Genomic DNA, 19,272 nt, shown 5'->3' with positions numbered 1-19,272 from the left:
TCCGGCCTAACCACGTCAACCTGATCTTTCCAAACTGACAGGGTGAACCATGCCCGACGAAAACCGGGGAATGGACGACGGCAACGTCATTGCCGTCATGCGCAAAGTGGGACAGGCGGCTCGATCGGCCGCGCGGATCCTGGCGCTCGCCCCGGCCCCAGCCAAGAATGCCGCGCTCGAGGCGATGGCCAGGGCGATCCTCGCCAATGAGGCCGCCATCCTGGCCGCCAATGCGTTGGATGTCGCCGATGCGCTCGCGCGCGGCCAGATCGCTTCGTATGTCGATCGCCTCACCCTCGACGAGAAGCGCGTCGCCGGCATTGCCGCGGCCATCCGTGAAGTCGCTGCCCAGCCCGATCCCGTCGGCCATGTCCTGGCGAGTTGGACGCGGCCGAACGGCCTGGAATTCGAGCGTGTCTCGACGCCACTCGGCGTCGTCGGCGTGATCTTCGAGAGCCGTCCCAATGTGCTGGCCGATGCCGGCGCACTCTGCCTGAAGGCAGGCAATGCCTCGATCCTGCGCGGCGGCTCGGAGAGCTTCCGCACCTGCGCCGAGATTGCCAAGGCATTGAGAGCCGGCCTGCTGGCCGCCGGATTGCCCGAGGCTGCCATCCAGATGGTCCCCACGGCCGACCGCTCCGCCGTCGGCGCCATGCTGGCCGGGCTTGACGGCAATCTCGACGTGCTGGTGCCGCGCGGCGGCAAGAGCCTGGTTTCGCGCGTGCAGGCGGAAGCCCGCGTGCCGGTGTTCGCCCACCTGGAAGGCGTCAACCACACCTATGTTCATGCCGGCGCTTCGCTCGACATGGCCATCCAGGTCGTGCTCAACGCCAAGATGCGCCGCACCGGCGTGTGCGGTGCCACCGAGACTTCTGCTGGTCGACCAGGCCGTAGCCCCCGTCTTCCTCAAGCCACTGGTCAAGGCCCTGCTGGAGGCCGGCTGCGAGGTCCGCGGCGATTCGCGCACCCTCTCGGTCGATCCCCATGTGAAGCCGGCCGACGACACCGACTGGGCCACCGAATATCTCGACGCCATCATCTCGGTGAAGGTGGTTTCGGGCCTCGATGCGGCGCTCGCCCATATCGAGCGCTACGGCTCGCACCACACCGATGCCATCGTCACCGACGACGAGGCCGCCGCCCGGCGCTTCCTCACCGAGGTCGATTCGGCCATCGTGCTGCACAACGCCTCAACCCAGTTCGCCGATGGCGGCGAATTCGGTTTCGGCGGCGAGATCGGTATCGCCACCGGCCGCATGCATGCCCGCGGCCCTGTCGGCGCCGAGCAGCTCTGCTCGTTCAAATACCGTGTGCGCGGCCATGGCACTGTGAGGCCTTAGCCCGGGATCCCGGTATGCCTGCATTCCCGCGAATGCCCCATTCCCGGGAAAGCGCCCTTTCCCTTGAGAACTGGCATTGGCGCCCCGCCATTGCTACATAGGGCGGGAGAGGTTTCCATGGCACACAGCCACTCCCACGATCGCGACCATCGCGGACATAGCCATGATGGCCATGACCATGACGGCTCTACGCCCGTCTTCGCCGAGCCTGGCCATGATCACAGCCACTGCAGCTCGACCGTGCTCGCGCGGGCGGAAAGCCTCTCGGCCGAGCGCGGCGTCCGGCTGACCCAGATCCGCCGCCAGGTGCTGGAGGCGCTCGCCGCCACCCACCAGCCGATCGGGGCCTATGAGCTGATCGAGAAGCTGGAGGATGCCGAGGGCAAGCGCCCTGCCCCGATCACGGTCTACCGCGCGCTCGACTTTCTGCTCGAACAGGGCTTTGCCCATCGCATCGAAAGCCGCAACGCCTTCATCGCCTGCGCCCATGACCACAAGGACGGCAGCGTGGTGATGTTCCTGATCTGCGAGAGCTGCGGCACAGTTGGCGAGGCCGAGTCGGAGGCCGTCGGCAAGGCGCTCACCGCAGCCGCCGGCGCCATCGGCTTTCAGCCGCGCGGCCAGGTCATCGAACTCGCCGGCATCTGTCGCCACTGCCGAGCGAAGGCACAGGGTTAGCCCTCTTTGGGACCGCGAACGTCCGGCCCGCTCTTGGGAGCACTGGGCTCTAGGCAGAGGAAGAGCGGACGGGACGTCCGCGCACCCGGAAAGTTTCCGGAAACGCGCCGCTTGACTCTCCACTTGGTGGAGCCCGTAGAACCGCGCCATGAGCGACAGAACCTACACCATCGGCGAACTTTCCAAGCTGAGCGGCACCGCGGTCCGCAAGATCCGCTTCTATTCCGACAAGGGCCTTCTGCCGCCCACGGCACGGGCTGAAAGCGGCTACCGCGTCTATTCGGAGGCGGACCGGGCCAGGCTCGATCTCATCCTCGCTCTGCGCGATGCCGGCGTGAAGCTCGGCGACATCGCGCGCCTGCTCGCCCGCCGCCTCGGCCTTGCCGACGTCCTGGCCCTGCGCCTGGAAGCCATCGAGGCCGAGCTGTCGGCCAAGCGCCGCATCGCTGCCGCCTTGCGCGCCACGCTGAAACTCGCCGATCCCACCCCGCAAGATTTGAGGAGACTGTGGACCGTGACCGCCCTTTCCCAGAACCAGTTCCGCACCGCAATCGAGAGTTTTTACGATGAGGTCGGCGCCGGCGCCAGGATGGACCCGGCCTGGCGTGCCAGGATGATCGAGGCCTCCACCCCGGACCTGCCCGACGATCCGAGCTCCGAACAGATCGACGCCTGGACGGAACTTACCGGCATCCTCACCGACAAGGCCTATATCAGCGAGATGCAGGCCAGCATGCGGCAATTGTGGAATGACGGCTTCGACCCTGCCGCCTATCGCCAGGTCTCGGACCAGACTTTCGCCGAGGTGCGCCAGGCCATGGCCAAGGGAGTCGCGCCGAATTCGGACACCGGCCGGGCCATTGCCGAGACATGGCTGCAGAACTCGGCCCGAGCGATGAAGAAAGAGCCGGACCAGGCTTTTCTCGACTGGCAGCTCGAACAATATCGCAAGCACCATGCCCGTTCGCGGCGCTATCTGGAACTGATGGCGATCCTGCGCGGCGATCCTCCCAGCCAATTGGCGGCCAGCGAATGGGGCTGGATCGTCGAGGCCCTGTCGAGCCGGCTGTGAACCGAATGCGCCGTCATCCCGCGCGGATGGCGGCGATCAGCGCGCGCAGCCCGGACGAGACGTGGCGGTGCCCGGGATAATAGAGGCAGAGGCCCGGAAAGGCCGGGCACCATTCGTCGAGAACACGTTCGAGACGCCCATCCGCCAGGGCGCCCACCACCAGATGATCGGGCACGAAGGCGATGCCGATGCCCTGGATCGCCGCCTCGACCATCAAGGGCTGGTCGGTCAACGTGAGGGGACCGATGACGTTGATCGTCTCCGTCATGCCGTGACGCTCGAATTCCCAGCGATAGATCGCACCGCTTTCAAACCGGAAGCGGATGCAGGCGTGGCGATGCAAATCCTGCGGCACGGCCGGGCGGCCGTGGGCCGCGAAATAGTCCGGCGACGCCACCGCGGCGAAGCGTGCGGTCTCGGTGAGACGAACCGCGATCATGTCCTGCGGCACCGCCTCGGCCAGCCTGATACCGGCATCGAAGCCATCGGCGACGACGTCGCTCAACCGGCCGTCGCTGACGATGTCGAGATGGACCTGCGGATAGTCCCTGGCGAAGCGCGCCAGCACCGGCAGCAGCACGAGGCGGATCGCACCCTCGCTGGAATTGATCCGCACCGTCCCGCTGGGGATTTCGCGATAATCGTCGACCACCTGCAGCGCCTCGGCGATCGAGGATACCGCCGGCCTGAGCGTGGCGGCCAGCCGCACGCCCGCATCGGTAAGGGAGACGCTGCGGGTCGTACGGTTGAACAGGCGGACGTCGAGGCGCTGTTCCAGGCTCTTGATCGAATGGCTGACGGCCGAGGGGGTCACATCGAGTTCGATCGCTGCCGCCCGGAAGCTGCGATGGGCGGCAACCGAGAGGAACACGGTGAGCGCGAGGAGATCGCCGCTCTTCAATTGATGAATATTTCTCATCTCTACATCAAGAATTGGCGAGATTGTTGCAGCAGTCAAGCTTCCATAGGGTAGGCCCGATCTCGGTCATCGAGAACGGAGGAAAGACCATGTCAAAGAAAATCCTGATCACCGGCGCCAGTTCCGGTTTCGGTCGCGGCGCTGCGATCGAGCTCGCCCGCCAGGGGCACCAAGTCGTCGCGACCGCCGAAACCTGGCCCCAAGTACGCGGCTTGCGCGCCGACGCCGAGGCCGCCGGCGTCAAGCTCGAAGTCATCAAGCTCAACCTTCTCGACGACATCGATATCGCGCATGCAGCCAGCTACGCCCCCGACATCCTCGTGCTCAATGCCGGCGTGATGGAAAGCGGCTCCGTCGTCGACATCCCGATGGAACGCGTGCGAGAATCGTTCGAGATCAACGTTTTCGGCCATCTCAAGCTGGCTCAGGGCATCGTCCCGAAGATGGTGGCGCGCAAATCCGGCAAGGTGGTGTGGACCTCCTCGATGGGCGGCATCCTCGTCATTCCCTTCGTCGGCGTCTACTGCGCAACCAAGCACGCCATCGAAGCCATCGCCGGCTCGATGAGGGCCGAGCTGGCGCCCTACGGCGTCAAGGTCGCGACCGTGAACCCCGGCGTGTTCGGCACCGGTTTCAACGACACCGGCGCAGAGAGCCACACCCAGTGGTATCGCGCCGATAGCGCGGTCGTGCCCATGCCCGACTTTGCCGGCGCCCTCGCAGACCAGAACGATCCCCAGGAGATGATCGACGCGATGGTCGATATCATTCCGGCCGAGGATCATCTCTATCGCACCATGCGCCCGCTCGACACGATCAAGGCGGCCAAGCAGTGGCAGGAAACCGAGTGGAGTCAGAATGCCTGAGATCACGCTCAACCACGCGCAGTCTGTTGTGTCTCAAGGTCGCGCGGCCGCAGAGAAGGCCGGCATGAAGGCGGTCTTCGCAGTGCTCGACAGGGGCGCGAACCTGGTGGCGTTCTCCCGCATGGATGGCGCCTGGCTGGCATCGAACGAACTCGCCATTGCCAAGGCCCGCACCTCGGTCATGTTTCAGGCGCCCACCGAAGCCCTGAATGCGCCGCTGCAGATCGGCCAGCCAGTCCCGCATTTCGACCACATCCACCATGGCGGCCTGCTCCTCATGGGCGGTGGGATACCCCTGTTCGACTCTGAGGGGGCCTTGATCGGTGGGCTGGGAGTGTCGGGTGGCAGCCCCGAACAGGACGCCGCTCTCGCCCTATCGGTGGTCGAGCAACAGAGCTGACCCCAGAACATCGGGCCTGTTTGCTGAATCAGGCCCTGCGTTCTATTCCCGAGCCAGATCGCTGCTGCGCTCGATCAGGTCCTTGATGTCCTGGCCGAGTTGCTCGAAACCGAAGCGCAGGGCGTAGAGGCGGCCGACCTCCTCGCTCTGCAGCTCCCGCAGCACGCCGGCCGACCGCAACTTGTCCATGGCGGTGACATAGGCGGTAAGGCTGGTGTCGAAGCCCACGGCATCCGGCCCGAGATAGCCGCGCCGCAGGGCTTCGGCGATTCCGCGCAGCAGGCCGACGGTCGCGTCCCGCATCGCCTCCAGGGGCTCGGTCAGGGTCGGCGCTACCCGTTCCGGCAGAGCGCGCACGCAGACCCGGGCGATGATGACGAGATCATGCCGGACGCGGTAGAGCGTGCGCGCCATGGGTTCGGGATCGATGGCGGCGCTGAGATGGGCACTGCGCTCGCGCACCGTCTCCTCCACGGCCGCATCGATCTGGCGCAGGCCGGCGCGGATGCGCTTGTTGATGCCGGCGAGCTCGGGCCGGCCCTTGCCGTCGATGAGGCTGCCCGTCAGAGCGAGCAGAAGTTCGGCATTGAGATCGGCCACGCGCGCGGCCGCGGCAGCGAGCGCCCCCTGCGCCCGAGCGGGCAGCACGAAGAGGGCGACGCCGACACCGACGATAATGCCGAGCGCGATCTCCGCGACGCGCTCGGCCGCATAGGCATAGGGCGGCAGCAGCGTACCGCCCGCCGGAATCAGAACGATCAGCGCCGTGATGGGCGCCACCCGGAAGCTCGGCCTGAGGGCGGAGGCCACCGCCATCGGGGCCACGGCCATCAGCACCGCCAGGCCGAGTGCGACATTGCCCTCATGATGCGGCATCACCACCGATACCGCCGCGCCCCATAGAGCCCCGAGCAGCGTGCCGGTCATCCGGTCCATCGCCGCCTTGACCGAGCCGCCCAGGCTGGCTTGCATGACGATGATGGAGGTGATCACCGCCCAGCTCGACTGGGAAAGATCGACCAGCTTGACCGCCACGAAAGTCAGGCCCGCCGCCACCGTGACGCGCACGGCCAGGGCCAGTTCCATGCGCTTGGCCGCGAACCATTTGAACAGGCGTGCCGTGGCACCAGCGCCGATCATCATCAACCCATCACATCATTTGCAAGATGCGATGGTAGAAAGGTTCGGGCGGAGCGCAACCTCTGCGTTTTCCAATCCACGGTGTGCCGAACCTTGACGCGCCCACCGGTGAGGTCCATGTCATCCCCAAACGAAACCAGCGGTGCCCGATGATCCCGTCCTATGCGCGCTTTGGCCTGATGTCCCGTCGCCTTACCGTTCCCGTCGATGTCGGCGGCGTCATGGTCGGTGGCGGCGCACCCATCGTCGTGCAGTCGATGACCAATACCGACACGGCCGATATAGATGGCACCGTGCGTCAGGTCGCCGCCCTGGCTCGTGCCGGATCTGAACTGGTACGCATCACGGTGGATCGCGACGAGGCCGCCGCAGCTGTACCGCGCATCAAGGAGAGGCTGATGCGCATCGGCGTGACCACGCCGATCATCGGAGATTTCCACTATATCGGCCACAAGCTCCTGGCCGACCATCCCGCTTGTGCCGAGGCGCTCGACAAATACCGCATCAACCCCGGCAATGTCGGCTTCAAGGACAAGCGCGACCGCCAGTTCGGTGCCATCATCGAGACGGCGATGCGCCATGACAAGCCGGTGCGCATCGGCGCGAACTGGGGCTCGCTCGACCAGGAACTGCTCACTCATCTGATGGACGAGAACGCCAGGAGCGAGGCGCCCGTCGATGCCCGCACCGTAACCTGGGAAGCACTGGTGCAGTCAGCCCTGCTCTCGGCCGATCGCGCGGTGGAAATGGGCCTGCCCAAGTCCCGCATCATCATCTCGGCCAAGGTCTCGGCGGTGCAGGATCTCATCGCCGTCTACAACGAGATGGCAAGCCGTTCCGACTATGCCCTGCATCTCGGCCTCACCGAGGCCGGCATGGGTTCGAAAGGCATCGTCGCCTCTGCCGCCGCCCTCTCCCCGCTGCTGCAGGCCGGTATCGGCGACACCATCCGCGTCTCGCTCACGCCGGAGCCCGGCGGCGACCGCACTCAGGAGGTCAAGGTCTCCCAGGAGATCCTGCAGGTGATGGGCATCCGCACCTTCGTGCCGCTGGTGGCCGCCTGTCCCGGCTGCGGTCGCACCACCTCGACGGTGTTCCAGGAGCTCGCCCAAAGCATCCAGGGCTTCATCGTCGATTCCATGCCCGACTGGAAGACGCGCTATCCCGGCGTCGAGACGCTGAAGGTCGCGGTGATGGGCTGCATCGTCAACGGCCCCGGTGAGAGCAAGCATGCCGATATCGGCATCTCCCTGCCCGGCACCGGCGAGACACCGACGGCGCCGGTGTTCGTCGACGGCCAGAAGGCCGCGACCCTGCGCGGCCCCGGCATCGCCGACGAATTCAAGCAGCTGGTGATCGACTATATCGAGAACCGCTACGGGGTTAGGCCCGCAGCGGAATAATCCCTGGGAGCGCGGACGTCCTCACCCGCCCCCTTGGAAACGTCACGACTGCTGGAAAAGAAAAGCGGGCGGGACGTCCGCGCTCCCAGGCTTAGCGATAGCGGTCCATCAGGTCGTAGGCACTGGCGGCGGCCTCGGTCGGCCTGCCCCTCACTGGCTGGCCATCGAGCACGCCGATGTCGCGCAGCAGGTGATCCGAAAAGCCGAACAGGCCGACGAGGCGGCGCCGGACGGATGTCCGAGGAAGCCTGGCGCCCTGCCTGTCTTCCCGCGCGTTGCAATAAGATAGATCTATGTGGTGGAACTGAACGGCCGTCATGGCCAAATCTCCTGAGCGACAATTAACAATATCTGACAGGGATATTCCCATTTCCCGCGAGATGTGGCTAATTGAAGCTCGATTTGGAGCCATAAAATAGGCTTATAGCAAATGACGCTTCCGCTCCCTCCCCTCACCGCCATCCGGGTGTTCGAGGCCGTGGCTCGGCACCAGAGTTTCACGCGCGCGGCAAGCGAACTCGCCATGACCCAGGCCGCTGTCTCCTATCAGATCAAGCTGCTCGAGGAGCGCTTCGGCAGCCCGCTTTTCCTGCGCCGTCCGCGCCAGGTCGAATTGACCGAGGCCGGGCAACGCCTGGCGCCGGCCGTGAGCGAGGCCTTTTCCCTGCTCGCCCAGGCCTATGCCTCGGCGCGCGGCGATGCCGAGGGTGTGCTCACGGTCACGGCCTCGGTCACCTTCGCCACGACCTGGCTGGCCCGCCATGTCGGCGCCTTCCAGATCCGCCATCCGGCGCTTGCAGTGCGGATCGACGCCAATAATCAGCCGGTCGACTTCGCGCGCAACGATATCGATCTCGCGATCCGCCACGGCGACGGCGACTGGCCGGGCCTGTGCAGCCACCGCCTGCTTCCAGGCGAATATTCCCCATGCTCAGCCCGAAGCTCGCCGCCACTATCGGCGGTGTGAAGCAGCCGGCCGACCTCCTGCGCCTGCCCTTGCTCGATCCTGGCGACACGTGGTGGGACGACTGGTTCGACAGGGTCAGGGTTGCCCGCCGGCCCACGAACTCGGCGCACGGCCAGGCGCAAACGGCACCGGCGATCACACGCGGGCAGGACCGCTTCGGCAGCAACCATCGCGGCCCGGTGGAAATTCCCTGCATCGGTTCGCAAGCCTTCGTCGGAACCGCAGCGCTGGACGGCCAGGGTGTCGCCATCCTCTCTCGCGCGCTATGGGCGAAGGACCTTGCGGAAGGGCGGCTGATCCAGCCCTTCGACGAAACGGCCGGCGAACAATCCTTCTATCTGGTCTATCCCGAAGCGCGCCGCAACCTGCCGAAGATCCGCGTCTTTCGCGACTGGATCCTGGACGAGGTCGGCAGGACCACCCATGTCGCCGGCCAGACCGAGGAGGCGATCGCCTCCTAGCGCGATCGGTGGTTCACGGTACCCGCTCAGCCGGCGACAATCGTGGCCGGTCAGCCAGTCCGCCTGCCTCTTACCTGTAACGATCGATCAGATCGCGGGCGCTCGCGGCAGGCTCGCAGGGCCTGGCCTTTTCGCGGATGTCGACGGCCCCGATATCGCGCAGCAAATGGCAGGACAGGCCAATCAAACCCCACCTCCGCAGCCATGACCGCTGCCCCGGTCGTGATGCGGCCTGCTCCTGATCACCAGCCTCGAAATAAGCTTGCCCTATGCGTACAACCTGCGCCATTGTCATGGCTAAATCTCCAATCCGGCCTTGGTTTCGCCGTTTCACCCATGAATCTTCCATGGATTCGCGACGATGACGAATTGAAGCTCAAGCAAGGCCCATAAAGAGAGCTGATGCATCGTGAGCACCGCTTTGCCGCCGCTGACCGCCATCCGGGTCTTCGAGGCCGTGGCGCGGCATTTGAGCTTCACCCGCGCGGCGGGCGAGCTCGGCATGACCCAGGCTGCCGTTTCCTATCAGATCAAGCTCCTGGAGGAGCGCTTCGGCGGCCCGCTCTTTCTGCGCAAGCCACGCCAGATCGAGCTCAGCGTGGCCGGCCAGCGCCTGGCCCCGGCGATCACGGACGCCTTCGCCCTGATCGGCGAGGCCTATGCGGCGGCGCGCGGTGGCATCGAGGGCGTACTGACCGTCTGCGCCAAGGTGAGTTTTGCCACCAGTTGGCTTGCCCGCCATATCGGCGCCTTCCAGCTCGCCCATCCCGCCTTGGCGGTTCGTATCGAGGCGACCGACCGAGCCATCGATTTCACCCGCGAGGAAACCGATCTCGCCATCTTTTTCGGCACCGGGGACTGGCCCGGACTGCAGGCACACCGCCTGCTTGCCGGTGACTACACGCCCATGCTCAGCCGCGGCCTCGTCGCTCGTCTTGGCCCGCATTACACGCCGGCCGATCTTCTGCGCCTGCCCCTTCTCGATCCCGGCGATCACTGGTGGCGCGAATGGTTCGAAGCGGCCGGCGTCAGCTATGAGATGCCCAAGCTCGTCTACAATCTCAGCAGCCAGGCGGTGATCAACGCGGCGGCCAAGGCGGGACAGGGGGTCGCCATCCTGTCCACCGCCCTCTATGACGACGATCTCGCCGAAGGGCGCCTGATCCAGCCTTTCGAGCTGGTGCTGGAGAGCGAACGCTCCTTCTACCTGGTCTATCCCGAAGCCCGCCGCAACCAACCCAAGATCCGCGCCTTCCGCGACTGGATCCTGGCGGAGCTGGCGGGTGGGCAACCTATTTCGGCCTGAGCCCGCGGCGGCGCACCGGCTCGGCCGCCGGCTGCACCAGTTCGGGCGGCGTCGGGCTTACAGGCCCCTGATAGCCGAGGGTCGCAAGGTGCTCACCCATATGGTCGGGTGGCGCCGCCTCGGCGCTGACGGCGGGTTTCTTGGGCAGGATCGGCACGCTCACGCCACGGGCATGCAGATGCAGCACCGGGCCGCCCTCGCGCGGCGCGCTGCCATAGATCGGATCGCCGACGATCGGAAAGCCGGAGGCGGCGCAATGCAGGCGCAGTTGATGGGTGCGCCCGGTGCGCGGCTTGAGTTCCAGCCAGGTAAGCCCCTCGGCCCGGCCTAGCACGCAAAAATCGGTCTGGGCCGGCAGTCCATCCTCGGCCGGCTTCATCCACCAGCCGCGTTCGGGCGAACGCCGGGCGATCGGCATGTCGATCAGGCCACCTTCTTCGGCGGGGCCGCCCTCGACCACGGCCCAATAGGTCTTCTCGATGCCGCCCTTGGCGAAGAGCTCGTTGAGGGTGCGCAGAGGCCGGGCATGCCGCCCGAGCACCAGGCAGCCGGACGTATCCTTGTCGAGCCGGTGCGCGAGTTCCGGATTGCGGGGCAGGCCGAAGCGCAACTGCTCCAGCATGGCGGTGAGATTGGGCCCGCCTTTCGGGCCGGCATGCACGGGCAGGCCGGCAGGCTTGTCGAGGATCAGGATCAGGGCGTCGCGGTGAACAAGCCGCGTGGTCAAATCGAGCGATATCATCGCTTAGCGCTATCGTGATCGGGCATTGTCGGCTAGAGGTTCCTTCAACATGAGACCATTTTTCGGTGGCAGGTTCGCCATCAAAGGATCCAGACCGTTTCGATGACTGAGAGCGACAAGCAAAAGCCCGGCTTCTTTTCACGGCTGTTCGGGCGAGGCGCTGCGGCGCCCGAGACCGAAACCAGGCCCGAGCAGACATCCGAGCAGGTGCTCCCGGCGCCCGTCGAAGAGCCACGCCCTGCGGAACCCGCGTCGGAACCGTTGCTCGAAGCGCTCACCGAGCCTGTTCCGCTGGCTGCGGCCGAGCTGGTCGTTCCCTCCGAACCCGAGCCTTCCGTCTCGCCTCCTCCTCCAGCACCGGAGCCGGCTCCCGCGAGCGAACCGGAGTCTGCTCCCGTTCCAGCTCCTGTTCTCGTCGAGAAAAAATCCTGGTGGCGCCGCCTGCGCGACGGCCTGTCGCGCTCGTCCAGCGCCATCTCGCGCGGCATCACCGACATCGTGCTCAAGCGCAAGCTCGATGCCACCACGATCGAGGAACTGGAGGATGTGCTGATCCAGGCCGATCTCGGCGTCGACGTCTCCACCCGCATCGCCGCCGCGATCGGCAAGGGGCGCTTCGATCGCCAGATCTCGCCGGAGGAGGTTCACCAGGTGCTGGCCAGCGAGGTCGAGGCCATCCTCACGCCGGTGGCCAAGCCCTTGGAAATCGACCGCTCCCGCAAGCCTTTCGTGCTCTTGATGGTCGGCGTCAACGGCTCGGGCAAGACAACCACCATCGGCAAGCTCGCCGCCAAGTTCAGCGCCGACGGCCTTAAGGTGACGCTGGCCGCCGGTGACACCTTCCGCGCCGCCGCCATCGAGCAGCTCAAGGTCTGGGCCGAGCGCACCCACTCGCCCATCGTGGCCCGCGCGCAGGGTGCCGATTCCGCCGGCCTGGCCTTCGATGCCCTCAAAACAGCCCAGGAAAACGGCTCGGACGTACTGCTGATCGATACCGCCGGGCGCCTGCAGAACAAGGCGCTGCTGATGGATGAGCTCGCCAAGGTGGTGCGCGTGATCAAGAAGATCGACGAGAGCGCCCCCCATGCCGTACTGCTGGTACTCGATGCCACCGTGGGCCAGAACGCCATCTCGCAGACCGAAATCTTCGGCAAGACCGCCGGCGTCACCGGCCTCGTGATGACCAAGCTCGACGGTACGGCACGCGGTGGCATCCTGGTGGCGCTATCAGCCAAATTCGGCCTGCCGGTGCATTATATCGGCGTCGGCGAAGGCATCGACGATCTCGAACCCTTCTCTGCCCGGGACTTCTCCCGCGCCATTGCCGGGATGGAGTGAGCCATGACCATCGAAGCCACTGCCAAGCCGCGCCAGAAGGTCAACCCTCTGCTCAAGCTCGTGCTGGAAATGGGGCCGCTCGGCCTGTTCTTCCTGGCCAATGTCAGGCCGGAACTGTTCAATCCGCTGGTCGAGCACTTCATGGGACCGGCCCTGTTCGAGGGCCCGAGCGGCAACATCTTCACCGCCACCGCTGTCTTTATCCCGGCGACGCTGATCGCGCTCGTCGCCGGCTTCGTCCTTACCCGGCACATCCCTGTGATGCCGCTGGTCTCGGGCATCTTCGTGCTGGTCTTCGGCGTGTTGACGCTTTGGCTGCAGGACAAGACCTTCATCAAACTCAAGCCGACCATCGTCAACACGCTGTTCGGCCTGATCCTGCTGGGGGGCCTCGCCTTCGGCAAGCCCTTGATCCGCATCGTCCTCGACACCGCTTTCGACCTCAAGCCCGAAGGCTGGCGCAAGCTGACCTTGAACTGGGGCCTGTTCTTCCTGTTCCTGGCGGTGCTCAACGAGATCGTCTGGCGCAACTTCTCGGATAATTTCTGGACCAATTTCAAGGTCTTCGGCACCATGCCGATCACCCTGATCTTCGCGGCCACCCAGGTGCCGATCCTGATGAAATACGAAGTGAAGCCGGACAGCCAGAACGGGTCCGAACAGAGCGGGAGCTAGAGGCTCTCATGCGTCTCTGGGTCCTGTCGGATCTTCATGTCGATAACAGCCCCTATACGCTCGCTCCATCACCACCCGAAGCCGAAGCCATCGTCATTGCCGGCGATGTCTGCAACCGCCTGCATGATCGAGCTCTGCCCTGGCTCGCGCAGCATGTCCTGCCCCGGGGCCTGCCTCTGATCTATGTCCCCGGCAACCACGACTTCTATCGGGAGAACGTGGAAACGGAACTGCGCAAGGCCCGCGATCGGGCGCGGCTGGAAGGCATTCACCTGCTCGCCGAGGGAGAGACCCTCACCGCCGGCGGAACGCGCTTCATCGGCGCCACGCTGTGGACCGACTATGCCGTGGCGGGCAGTTCCTTTCAGGGTCAGGTCGCCGCCGGCATGCAGATGAACGACCACAAGCTGATCCGGACCGGGCCCAACTATCGGCGCTGGCAGACCAGGGACGCCCTGCTCAGCCATGGCCGGCACCGGTCGGCAATCGCGAACATCCTTGCCCGGCCGTTCAACGGCCCCAGCGTGGTGATCAGCCATCACGCCCCGCATCCCCATTCTCTCTGGCGGAACACCGTCACCGAGCCGATCGATGCAGCCTATGCCAGCGATCTGACCTCCCTGATTGCCGAATACCGGCCGCGCCTTTGGATACATGGTCACATTCATGCTAGCCGCGACTATCGCGTGCATGACACCCGCATCGTCAGCAATCCACGGGGCAACATCTATGCCTATCGAAAGGGCAAGCAATCCATCATCGAAATAGAGAACCCCGACCACGATCCGAGCCTGGTCGTGGAGGTTTAAGGCAGAGCAGGAGAGAAGCGGCCGGCAGGAACCATCAACCTTGAAACCGGGCGAGCACTGCCGATACCATCATGAGGTGCTATCGAGCCGTCTGTCGCCGCGAGGGCGATCGTGGCCAAATCCGAGGCGACAGCATTGACCAGGCATTTTGCATATACGGTGTTTCAAGGGCGGGCCGGCGATCACAACGATCTGGCCATGCCCGGAGCCCGGGCGATCGGCGAGGCGCTGGCGCGCCGGACGGGGATTGCGCCCTTCGTGGTCGGCAGGCCGGAACCTGTGCTGAACAAGGGCTGGCGCGAAGAATTGGACGCGGCCCTGCCGGCGCTCAGACAGTTGCAGGCCCGATTCGACGACGTGCTGGCAAGCGGAGCCGTCTCCATCGCCGCCAGCAGCCGCTGCGCGGTCTCGCTGGCGACGCTGCCGACGGTCGCCAGGCATCATCCCGATGCCTGTATCGTCTGGTTCGACGCCCATGGCGATCTCAACACGCCGGAGGCCTCGGCTTCGGGCTATCTCGGCGGCCTTGCCATTTCCGGGCCTGCAGGATTGTGGGATTCAGGCCTCGGGTCCGGCCTGAACCTCGATCGGCTCGTCCTCGTCGGCCAGCGCGATCTCGATCCCTTCGAGCAGGACTTGATCGACAGGCACGCCATCCCGCATGTCAAAGCGCGCGGCGACGTGGCAAGCGAGCTGCGCAAGGCACTCGCCGGCCGTCCGGTCTATGTACATCTGGATTGCGACGTGTTGAATCCGGGCGTCGTTCCCACCGACTATGCCTGCGAAGACGGCCTGTCGCTCGCCGAACTCCAGGCCTGCTGCGAGGTGATCGCGGAACAGGCTTTCGTCGGCATCGAGATCGCCGAGTTCCAATATGCCTGGGAGCCGGGAGGGGAAGCCTTTTCCCCTGACCCGCTGCTCGATGCTCTGGCGCCGATCCTGACGCGGTAAGCGCTTTCCGGCTTATCGGCTCACTTGAACCACTTGTCGTAGATCTTCTGGTAGGCCCCCGTCTCGACCGACTGGTGCAGCCACTGATCGACGAAGCCCTTGAGGCCGATGTCGCGCTGTATCCAATAGGCCTTCTCGGCGAAGTTGAACGGCTTGTCCGGATGCACGGCGCACAATACGCCCGGATGCAGCTTTTCCTGATAGAGGGTCTCGGAAGCATCGGTCATCATCAGATCGGCCCGGCCCGCCGCCACCTCGTCGAAGATCTTGGTGTTGTCGGGAAAGATCACGATCTTCGCCTGTTTCAGGCTGGCACGGGCGAATTTCTCGTTGGTGCCGCCGGGATTGGCGACGACCGTCACCTCGGGCTTGTCGATACCCTGAAGCGTCTCGAACTTGCCCTTGTCGGCGCAGCGGGCGATCGGCGTCTTGCCCTCGCGCATATAGGGACTGGAGAACAAGCCCTTCTTCTGGCGATCGAAAGTCACCGAGACGCCGCCCATGGCGACGTCGAACTTGCCGGCCTCGAAATCCGCCGAAAGGTTGGACCACGTCGTCGGCACGATCTCGAGCTTCACCCCGAGTGTCTCGGCAAGGCTCCTGGCCTGATCGATGTCGAAGCCGGAGAACTCGCCGTTGGCGGGGTCCTTGTAACTGAAGGGACGGTAGTCACCGGTGGACCCCACCCGGAGCACACCGGAAGCCAGCACGGCATCGAGCCCCAGGGCCGATGGTGCCTCCCGTGCGATAGCGGCGGGCGCCAGGCAAAGCAGGCCGAGACAGACGAGAAGCGGACGGAGCATGTGATTCCCCCAAAGCGGATTGTTGCGCGCAGCATAAAGCCGCGAGGCAGGCATTCAACCCATCAGGATGACCCGCGCCCCTCCTCCGCCGCAGCGGCAGCGTCGCTATTCCGGCAGGAACAGGCGCGGCAGTTTGAGGCCGGGCAGGAACGCACCGGCGCGGACCTTGCCGTCGGCGATGGTCAGGGGCACTTCGACCGCTGCCTTGCCATCGATATTGGTGGGCTTGCCCAGCACGGGCAGGCCGACGGTGAGGGTCGTCGCCACCATATCAGGCACCCGGCCCGATTGCTTGAGCGTCTGGGCGAGTTCCGGCACGCCGGCGAGGGCCACAGTCACGTCTCCGGAGGCAAAGCCGCTGGTTTCCAGGCCAACCGTGCCGGTCGCCCTGATGACGCTGGGGCCACGTTCGACCTGGGCCTGGGTGATGGTCAGCGTGCCACCGGCGGCGGCCCAGTCCCGCAGGCGCTCGGGCATCGGCATCGGCCTGAGGTCGATCTTGGTGATCAACCCGCGGAAAGTCCCTTTCATCGGGGAGGGAGCGCCGAGAAAATCGTCGAGCGGCGCAATCGCCCTGGCATCGATATCGGCGGCGAGATCATAAGCGCCCGGCGCGGCATTGGTACCCTCCGCCAGGCGGATATGGACCTCGATATTGCCCTCCTCGACGAGATTGACGGCCTGATCGCCACGCTTGACGTTGCCGCTGAGGCCCTTGATCACCACCGCGGCATTCTGCGGCCCGGAGGTCCAGATCGCCATGCTGGCCTCTGCGCTCTTCCAGTCGGCGGTGAGGGTCGCGCCAGCATCGCTCTTGTCGACCAGCACCACCGGACCCTTGGCTTCGAGCAGCACCTTGTTGGGCTGATAGACCTGGGCTACCGCATTCACCTCGGCAAGCGTGGCGCTGAAGGGGCGCCCGGCCCGGACGCTCTCGACCGTCGTCTGGCCGCAATGCATTTCCAGGCGGAAGGGATAGCCACCGATCGTCTGCTCGCCGCATTTGATCTGGCGGCCGAGTTCTGCCTGCTTGGTCAGGAAGCGGCCCCACTCGGCTTCGAGCCTGGTGGATGCATACCACCAGAAGCCCGACCAGGCGATCGCGACCAAAGCGAACAGGAAGGTCGGCAGGAAGATGCGGCGGGAGGAACGGCGCGGCGCAGGATTGATCAGGTCAGTCGGCACGAAAGGGTCTCGCTATAGCGTTTTGTGATTTGACGGTGTCACCAAGAACCGCAAAGACGCGTTGAAACAAGGAGTTAGAGAAAATAAGCGTTCAGTCGTGAACGCGTTTTGCTCTAAGATTGGCCGTGTTGCGGGTCAACTCATCGGCCTCTTGAAACGGCGCGATTTTAGAGCAGGAATAGTGTGATTCGAGCCAGCCTCTCCTCTATCTCGGAGAATTGGGCCGAAGTCAGGGCAGCATAAGGACCGACGACGTGTCTTCATCCATTCAAAAACTGATCGAAACCAGCCTGAAGACAGCGCTGGTGCCAGAGCGTCTTATCGTGCTCGACGAATCGGCCGCTCATGCCGGCCATGCCGGTCATCGTGAGGGTGGCGAAAGTCATTTCCGGGTGCGGATTGTCTCGCCGCATTTCAGCGGGCGCAGCCGTGTCGATCGCCACCGCCTGGTCAACGAGGCCCTCAAGCCGGCCTTTGCGCGAGGCGTTCATGCCCTGGCAATCGAAGCCAGCGCACCGGGCGAACCGGTGCGCTGGTAAGACCTGTCGTCGATCGTCAGTTGGAGGCGATCGAGCCGGTGAAGATATCCGGCATCGGCGTGAAGCTGGCGACGCGCAGCGGCTTCACCGCGGCGCCGGTAAACTTGTCGGCCCGCAGATCCTGATAGGCCGCCACACCGAAGCGCACCACCACCGTCTTGGACGGCGCCGCAATCAGCGAAGCCGTGGCACGGAGGTCAGGCTTGACCAATGTCGCCTGCTGCTTGTTGCGGGCGGCGGAGACCGGCGCCGACAGCGAAGCGAAGTTCTGCTTCTCGAAGCGCGTCGCGATCAGGGCCGGCCGCGGCGGACGGGCCGTGTTGGTCACGGGCGCCGGATCGGCAAAGCCGAGTGCGCGCTGCGACTGGCGGTTGGCGCTACGCTTCATAAAGCCTTCGCTGCCCTGCGAAAGGTCGGCGAAGATCGGCGGCTTGGGGTCGAGCACCGGCCGCGTCACCGGCACCGGTGGCGGGGTATCCAGGGATGCGAGCTGCACGGGGGCCGCCTGGCTCTCCTCGGCCGCTGTGCCCGGACGCAGAGGCGGCAGTGGTACATTGGCAGCCATTTCGCCACCCGCCCCATTCGGCCCGGTCTGCCACATCATGCGCGGACCGGTATCGGCCGAGGCAAGCTGCGCTGCCGCGGCATCGGCCCCCTGAGCGGCATTGATGTCGTTGGGACGGCGTTCGGGCAGCGGCACGGGCGCCACGCGGCGCGGCGAAATCGCCAGTTCATCAGCCATCGCCATCTGCTGCATGGCCGGCAGTTGCGCTGCCGGAGCGGGCTGAGGCGGCACGGCCGGTATGCGGGCGCTGGCACGCGTGGTCGGCGCATAGGCTTGCGCCATCTGGGTCGGCGGTGGCGCACTGTTGCTGCGAGAACCGAACAGGGCAGCGAAGAAACCGCCGCCGCTGCTGGATCCGCCGGCATCATCCTCGCCGACGCTGCCACCGGCGGTACCGCCATTGCGGCGAATTTCGTTCATTGCCAGTTGGTAGCCGGCCATCGGTCGGCCATCGGAAGGCACCAGCACCGTCTTGCCATCGGGGAAGACGGAAGCGAGTTCGCTGCGCGACATGCGCGGCCACATGCGCACGCCGCCCGAATCCATATGGACGAAGGGCGAACCGGAAGACGGATAGAAACCCACGCCGCCGCGCTGCAGGCGCAGACCGGCCACACGCAGCTTGGACAGGGACACGCCGGGGATGAAATAGTCGACGGCCTTGCCGAGCGTATGCTGGCTGAACTTGGCAACGCCGCGCGAACGCCGGCGCAGCATGTTGTTGGTGCCGGGCGATCGGTAGCCGCCGATGACGTTGATGGGCTGGCTGGCACCCACCTGGCGATAGACCAGCCAGAGCGTGTCCATCGTTCGAGGATCCATGCGCGTAGGCTGGTTCAGGCGCCAGTCGCGAAAGAACCAGTCGAGTTGCTTCAGCGCAGCGGAATCATAGGAGCCGTTGCGCTTGAAGGTGATGTTGATGGTCTCGCCCGTATGCACATGGCGCATATAGAGCGAGCGGGTATCGCCATTGGCAATCGCGTCCTGCGTCGGCCCGACCAGAACCGTCGCCATCACGGTGGATGCGAGGGTAATGGCCAGAATGCGACCGGTACGCGAAACTTTGATCCGGGGCAAAAGGCTGATTGGATTCTGCACGATTAGCACTCTCGG

General features: G+C 65.2%; 19 protein-coding genes and 2 pseudogenes. 13 read left to right on the top strand and 8 right to left on the bottom strand.

What is annotated here, in order from left to right; all coding sequences use genetic code 11:
• Nucleotides 1–49 precede the first annotated feature (49 nt).
• The 3 genes and pseudogenes from ACR9ZN_RS27085 to ACR9ZN_RS27075 all read left to right on the top strand — a co-directional run bounded on the left by ACR9ZN_RS27085 (nt 50) and on the right by ACR9ZN_RS27075 (nt 3,090).
• A pseudogene (locus tag ACR9ZN_RS27085) lies at nt 50–1,340 on the top strand (glutamate-5-semialdehyde dehydrogenase).
• Between the two features lie 117 nt (nt 1,341–1,457).
• Nucleotides 1,458–2,018, top strand: coding sequence for a transcriptional repressor (locus ACR9ZN_RS27080; RefSeq protein ID WP_434959508.1), 561 nt, complete (start codon nt 1,458–1,460; stop codon nt 2,016–2,018).
• A gap of 148 nt (nt 2,019–2,166) precedes the next feature.
• Complete coding sequence (locus ACR9ZN_RS27075) at nt 2,167–3,090, top strand: MerR family transcriptional regulator (RefSeq protein WP_481273651.1); 924 nt, start codon at nt 2,167–2,169, stop codon at nt 3,088–3,090.
• A 13-nt stretch (nt 3,091–3,103) separates the two neighbouring features.
• On the opposite strand, the gene ACR9ZN_RS27070 is transcribed toward ACR9ZN_RS27075, so the two are convergent.
• The gene (locus ACR9ZN_RS27070; RefSeq protein ID WP_481273650.1) at nt 3,104–4,009 is read right to left on the bottom strand and encodes a LysR family transcriptional regulator; all 906 of its coding nucleotides are present in this window, start codon (nt 4,007–4,009) and stop codon (nt 3,104–3,106) included.
• A gap of 89 nt (nt 4,010–4,098) precedes the next feature.
• Here ACR9ZN_RS27070 and ACR9ZN_RS27065 point away from each other — a divergent pair, with 89 nt between their 5' ends.
• Together ACR9ZN_RS27065 and ACR9ZN_RS27060 are read left to right on the top strand one after the other, a co-directional pair.
• Nucleotides 4,099–4,875, top strand: coding sequence for an SDR family oxidoreductase (locus ACR9ZN_RS27065; protein ID WP_481273649.1), 777 nt, complete (start codon nt 4,099–4,101; stop codon nt 4,873–4,875).
• A complete protein-coding gene (locus ACR9ZN_RS27060; RefSeq protein ID WP_481273648.1) occupies nt 4,868–5,275 on the top strand; it encodes a GlcG/HbpS family heme-binding protein in 408 nt (135 codons plus the stop codon). The genes ACR9ZN_RS27065 and ACR9ZN_RS27060 overlap by 8 nt, the downstream gene beginning before the upstream one ends.
• A gap of 42 nt (nt 5,276–5,317) precedes the next feature.
• On the opposite strand, the gene ACR9ZN_RS27055 is transcribed toward ACR9ZN_RS27060, so the two are convergent.
• A complete protein-coding gene (locus ACR9ZN_RS27055) occupies nt 5,318–6,418 on the bottom strand; it encodes an FUSC family protein (protein ID WP_481273647.1) in 1,101 nt (366 codons plus the stop codon).
• Nucleotides 6,419–6,564: 146 nt separating this feature from the next.
• Between ACR9ZN_RS27055 and ispG the strand changes: the two genes are divergently transcribed.
• Complete coding sequence (gene ispG / locus ACR9ZN_RS27050) at nt 6,565–7,818, top strand: flavodoxin-dependent (E)-4-hydroxy-3-methylbut-2-enyl-diphosphate synthase (RefSeq protein WP_454812363.1); 1,254 nt, start codon at nt 6,565–6,567, stop codon at nt 7,816–7,818.
• Nucleotides 7,819–7,909: 91 nt separating this feature from the next.
• On the opposite strand, the gene ACR9ZN_RS27045 is transcribed toward ispG, so the two are convergent.
• Nucleotides 7,910–8,137, bottom strand: coding sequence for a hypothetical protein (locus tag ACR9ZN_RS27045; protein ID WP_434959501.1), 228 nt, complete (start codon nt 8,135–8,137; stop codon nt 7,910–7,912).
• A 111-nt stretch (nt 8,138–8,248) separates the two neighbouring features.
• Here ACR9ZN_RS27045 and ACR9ZN_RS27040 point away from each other — a divergent pair.
• Nucleotides 8,249–9,246, top strand: a pseudogene (locus ACR9ZN_RS27040) (LysR substrate-binding domain-containing protein).
• A gap of 70 nt (nt 9,247–9,316) precedes the next feature.
• On the opposite strand, the gene ACR9ZN_RS27035 reads toward ACR9ZN_RS27040, so the two are convergent.
• Complete coding sequence (locus ACR9ZN_RS27035) at nt 9,317–9,541, bottom strand: hypothetical protein (protein WP_454812358.1); 225 nt, start codon at nt 9,539–9,541, stop codon at nt 9,317–9,319.
• A gap of 114 nt (nt 9,542–9,655) precedes the next feature.
• Here ACR9ZN_RS27035 and ACR9ZN_RS27030 point away from each other — a divergent pair, with 114 nt between their 5' ends.
• On the top strand, nt 9,656–10,552 hold the full coding sequence (locus tag ACR9ZN_RS27030; RefSeq protein ID WP_454812357.1) for a LysR substrate-binding domain-containing protein: 897 nt from the start codon (nt 9,656–9,658) through the stop codon (nt 10,550–10,552).
• Here ACR9ZN_RS27030 and ACR9ZN_RS27025 read toward each other — a convergent pair.
• A complete protein-coding gene (locus tag ACR9ZN_RS27025; protein WP_481273646.1) occupies nt 10,539–11,294 on the bottom strand; it encodes an RluA family pseudouridine synthase in 756 nt (251 codons plus the stop codon). The genes ACR9ZN_RS27030 and ACR9ZN_RS27025 overlap by 14 nt on opposite strands.
• Nucleotides 11,295–11,396: 102 nt before the next feature.
• Here ACR9ZN_RS27025 and ftsY point away from each other — a divergent pair, with 102 nt between their 5' ends.
• The 4 genes from ftsY to ACR9ZN_RS27005 all read left to right on the top strand — a co-directional run bounded on the left by ftsY (nt 11,397) and on the right by ACR9ZN_RS27005 (nt 15,067).
• Nucleotides 11,397–12,632 (top strand): signal recognition particle-docking protein FtsY, encoded by a 1,236-nt coding sequence (ftsY, locus tag ACR9ZN_RS27020; RefSeq protein WP_481273645.1) that lies wholly within the window; start codon nt 11,397–11,399, stop codon nt 12,630–12,632.
• Nucleotides 12,633–12,635: 3 nt separating this feature from the next.
• Nucleotides 12,636–13,307, top strand: coding sequence for a septation protein A (locus tag ACR9ZN_RS27015; protein WP_454812351.1), 672 nt, complete (start codon nt 12,636–12,638; stop codon nt 13,305–13,307).
• An 8-nt stretch (nt 13,308–13,315) separates the two neighbouring features.
• Entirely contained in the window at nt 13,316–14,116 is an 801-nt protein-coding gene (locus ACR9ZN_RS27010) for a metallophosphoesterase (RefSeq protein WP_454812349.1), read from the top strand.
• A gap of 198 nt (nt 14,117–14,314) precedes the next feature.
• Nucleotides 14,315–15,067 carry an arginase family protein gene (locus ACR9ZN_RS27005; protein ID WP_454812348.1) on the top strand — a complete coding sequence of 251 codons (753 nt, stop codon included), beginning with the start codon at nt 14,315–14,317 and terminating at the stop codon, nt 15,065–15,067.
• A gap of 20 nt (nt 15,068–15,087) precedes the next feature.
• Here ACR9ZN_RS27005 and ACR9ZN_RS27000 read toward each other — a convergent pair whose 3' ends face one another.
• Nucleotides 15,088–15,870: a transporter substrate-binding domain-containing protein gene (locus tag ACR9ZN_RS27000; protein WP_454812346.1), complete on the bottom strand. Its 783-nt coding sequence runs from the start codon at nt 15,868–15,870 to the stop codon at nt 15,088–15,090.
• Nucleotides 15,871–15,975: 105 nt separating this feature from the next.
• The gene (locus ACR9ZN_RS26995) at nt 15,976–17,055 is read right to left on the bottom strand and encodes a DUF2125 domain-containing protein (RefSeq protein WP_481273644.1); all 1,080 of its coding nucleotides are present in this window, start codon (nt 17,053–17,055) and stop codon (nt 15,976–15,978) included.
• Nucleotides 17,056–17,309: 254 nt separating this feature from the next.
• On the opposite strand from ACR9ZN_RS26995, the gene ACR9ZN_RS26990 reads away from it, so the two are divergent.
• A complete protein-coding gene (locus ACR9ZN_RS26990; protein ID WP_481273643.1) occupies nt 17,310–17,594 on the top strand; it encodes a BolA family protein in 285 nt (94 codons plus the stop codon).
• 16 nt (nt 17,595–17,610) lie between these two features.
• On the opposite strand, the gene ACR9ZN_RS26985 is transcribed toward ACR9ZN_RS26990, so the two are convergent.
• On the bottom strand, nt 17,611–19,257 hold the full coding sequence (locus tag ACR9ZN_RS26985) for a peptidoglycan L,D-endopeptidase MepK (RefSeq protein WP_454812343.1): 1,647 nt from the start codon (nt 19,255–19,257) through the stop codon (nt 17,611–17,613).
• Nucleotides 19,258–19,272 lie beyond the last annotated feature (15 nt).

It is taken from the genome of Labrys sp. HAY1-8F (assembly GCF_056754975.1).
Note: the sequence above shows the minus strand (reverse complement) of the source record. Positions and strands in the feature narration are given on the sequence as shown.

Bases quoted from the DNA above. Each gene is read 5' to 3' on its own strand.
- ACR9ZN_RS27070 (WP_481273650.1), bottom strand. From the start codon at position 4,009: ATGAGAAATATTCATCAATTGAAGAGCGGCGATCTCCTCGCGCTCACC.
- ACR9ZN_RS27055 (WP_481273647.1), bottom strand. From the start codon at position 6,418: ATGATGATCGGCGCTGGTGCCACGGCACGCCTGTTCAAATGGTTCGCG.
- ftsY (WP_481273645.1), top strand. From the start codon at position 11,397: ATGACTGAGAGCGACAAGCAAAAGCCCGGCTTCTTTTCACGGCTGTTC.
- ispG (WP_454812363.1), top strand. From the start codon at position 6,565: ATGATCCCGTCCTATGCGCGCTTTGGCCTGATGTCCCGTCGCCTTACC.
- ACR9ZN_RS27025 (WP_481273646.1), bottom strand. From the start codon at position 11,294: ATGATATCGCTCGATTTGACCACGCGGCTTGTTCACCGCGACGCCCTG.
- ACR9ZN_RS27005 (WP_454812348.1), top strand. From the start codon at position 14,315: ATGCCCGGAGCCCGGGCGATCGGCGAGGCGCTGGCGCGCCGGACGGGG.
- ACR9ZN_RS27000 (WP_454812346.1), bottom strand. From the start codon at position 15,870: ATGCTCCGTCCGCTTCTCGTCTGTCTCGGCCTGCTTTGCCTGGCGCCC.
- ACR9ZN_RS27075 (WP_481273651.1), top strand. From the start codon at position 2,167: ATGAGCGACAGAACCTACACCATCGGCGAACTTTCCAAGCTGAGCGGC.
- ACR9ZN_RS27065 (WP_481273649.1), top strand. From the start codon at position 4,099: ATGTCAAAGAAAATCCTGATCACCGGCGCCAGTTCCGGTTTCGGTCGC.
- ACR9ZN_RS27060 (WP_481273648.1), top strand. From the start codon at position 4,868: ATGCCTGAGATCACGCTCAACCACGCGCAGTCTGTTGTGTCTCAAGGT.
- ACR9ZN_RS27035 (WP_454812358.1), bottom strand. From the start codon at position 9,541: ATGACAATGGCGCAGGTTGTACGCATAGGGCAAGCTTATTTCGAGGCT.
- ACR9ZN_RS27080 (WP_434959508.1), top strand. From the start codon at position 1,458: ATGGCACACAGCCACTCCCACGATCGCGACCATCGCGGACATAGCCAT.
- ACR9ZN_RS27015 (WP_454812351.1), top strand. From the start codon at position 12,636: ATGACCATCGAAGCCACTGCCAAGCCGCGCCAGAAGGTCAACCCTCTG.
- ACR9ZN_RS27045 (WP_434959501.1), bottom strand. From the start codon at position 8,137: ATGACGGCCGTTCAGTTCCACCACATAGATCTATCTTATTGCAACGCG.
- ACR9ZN_RS27010 (WP_454812349.1), top strand. From the start codon at position 13,316: ATGCGTCTCTGGGTCCTGTCGGATCTTCATGTCGATAACAGCCCCTAT.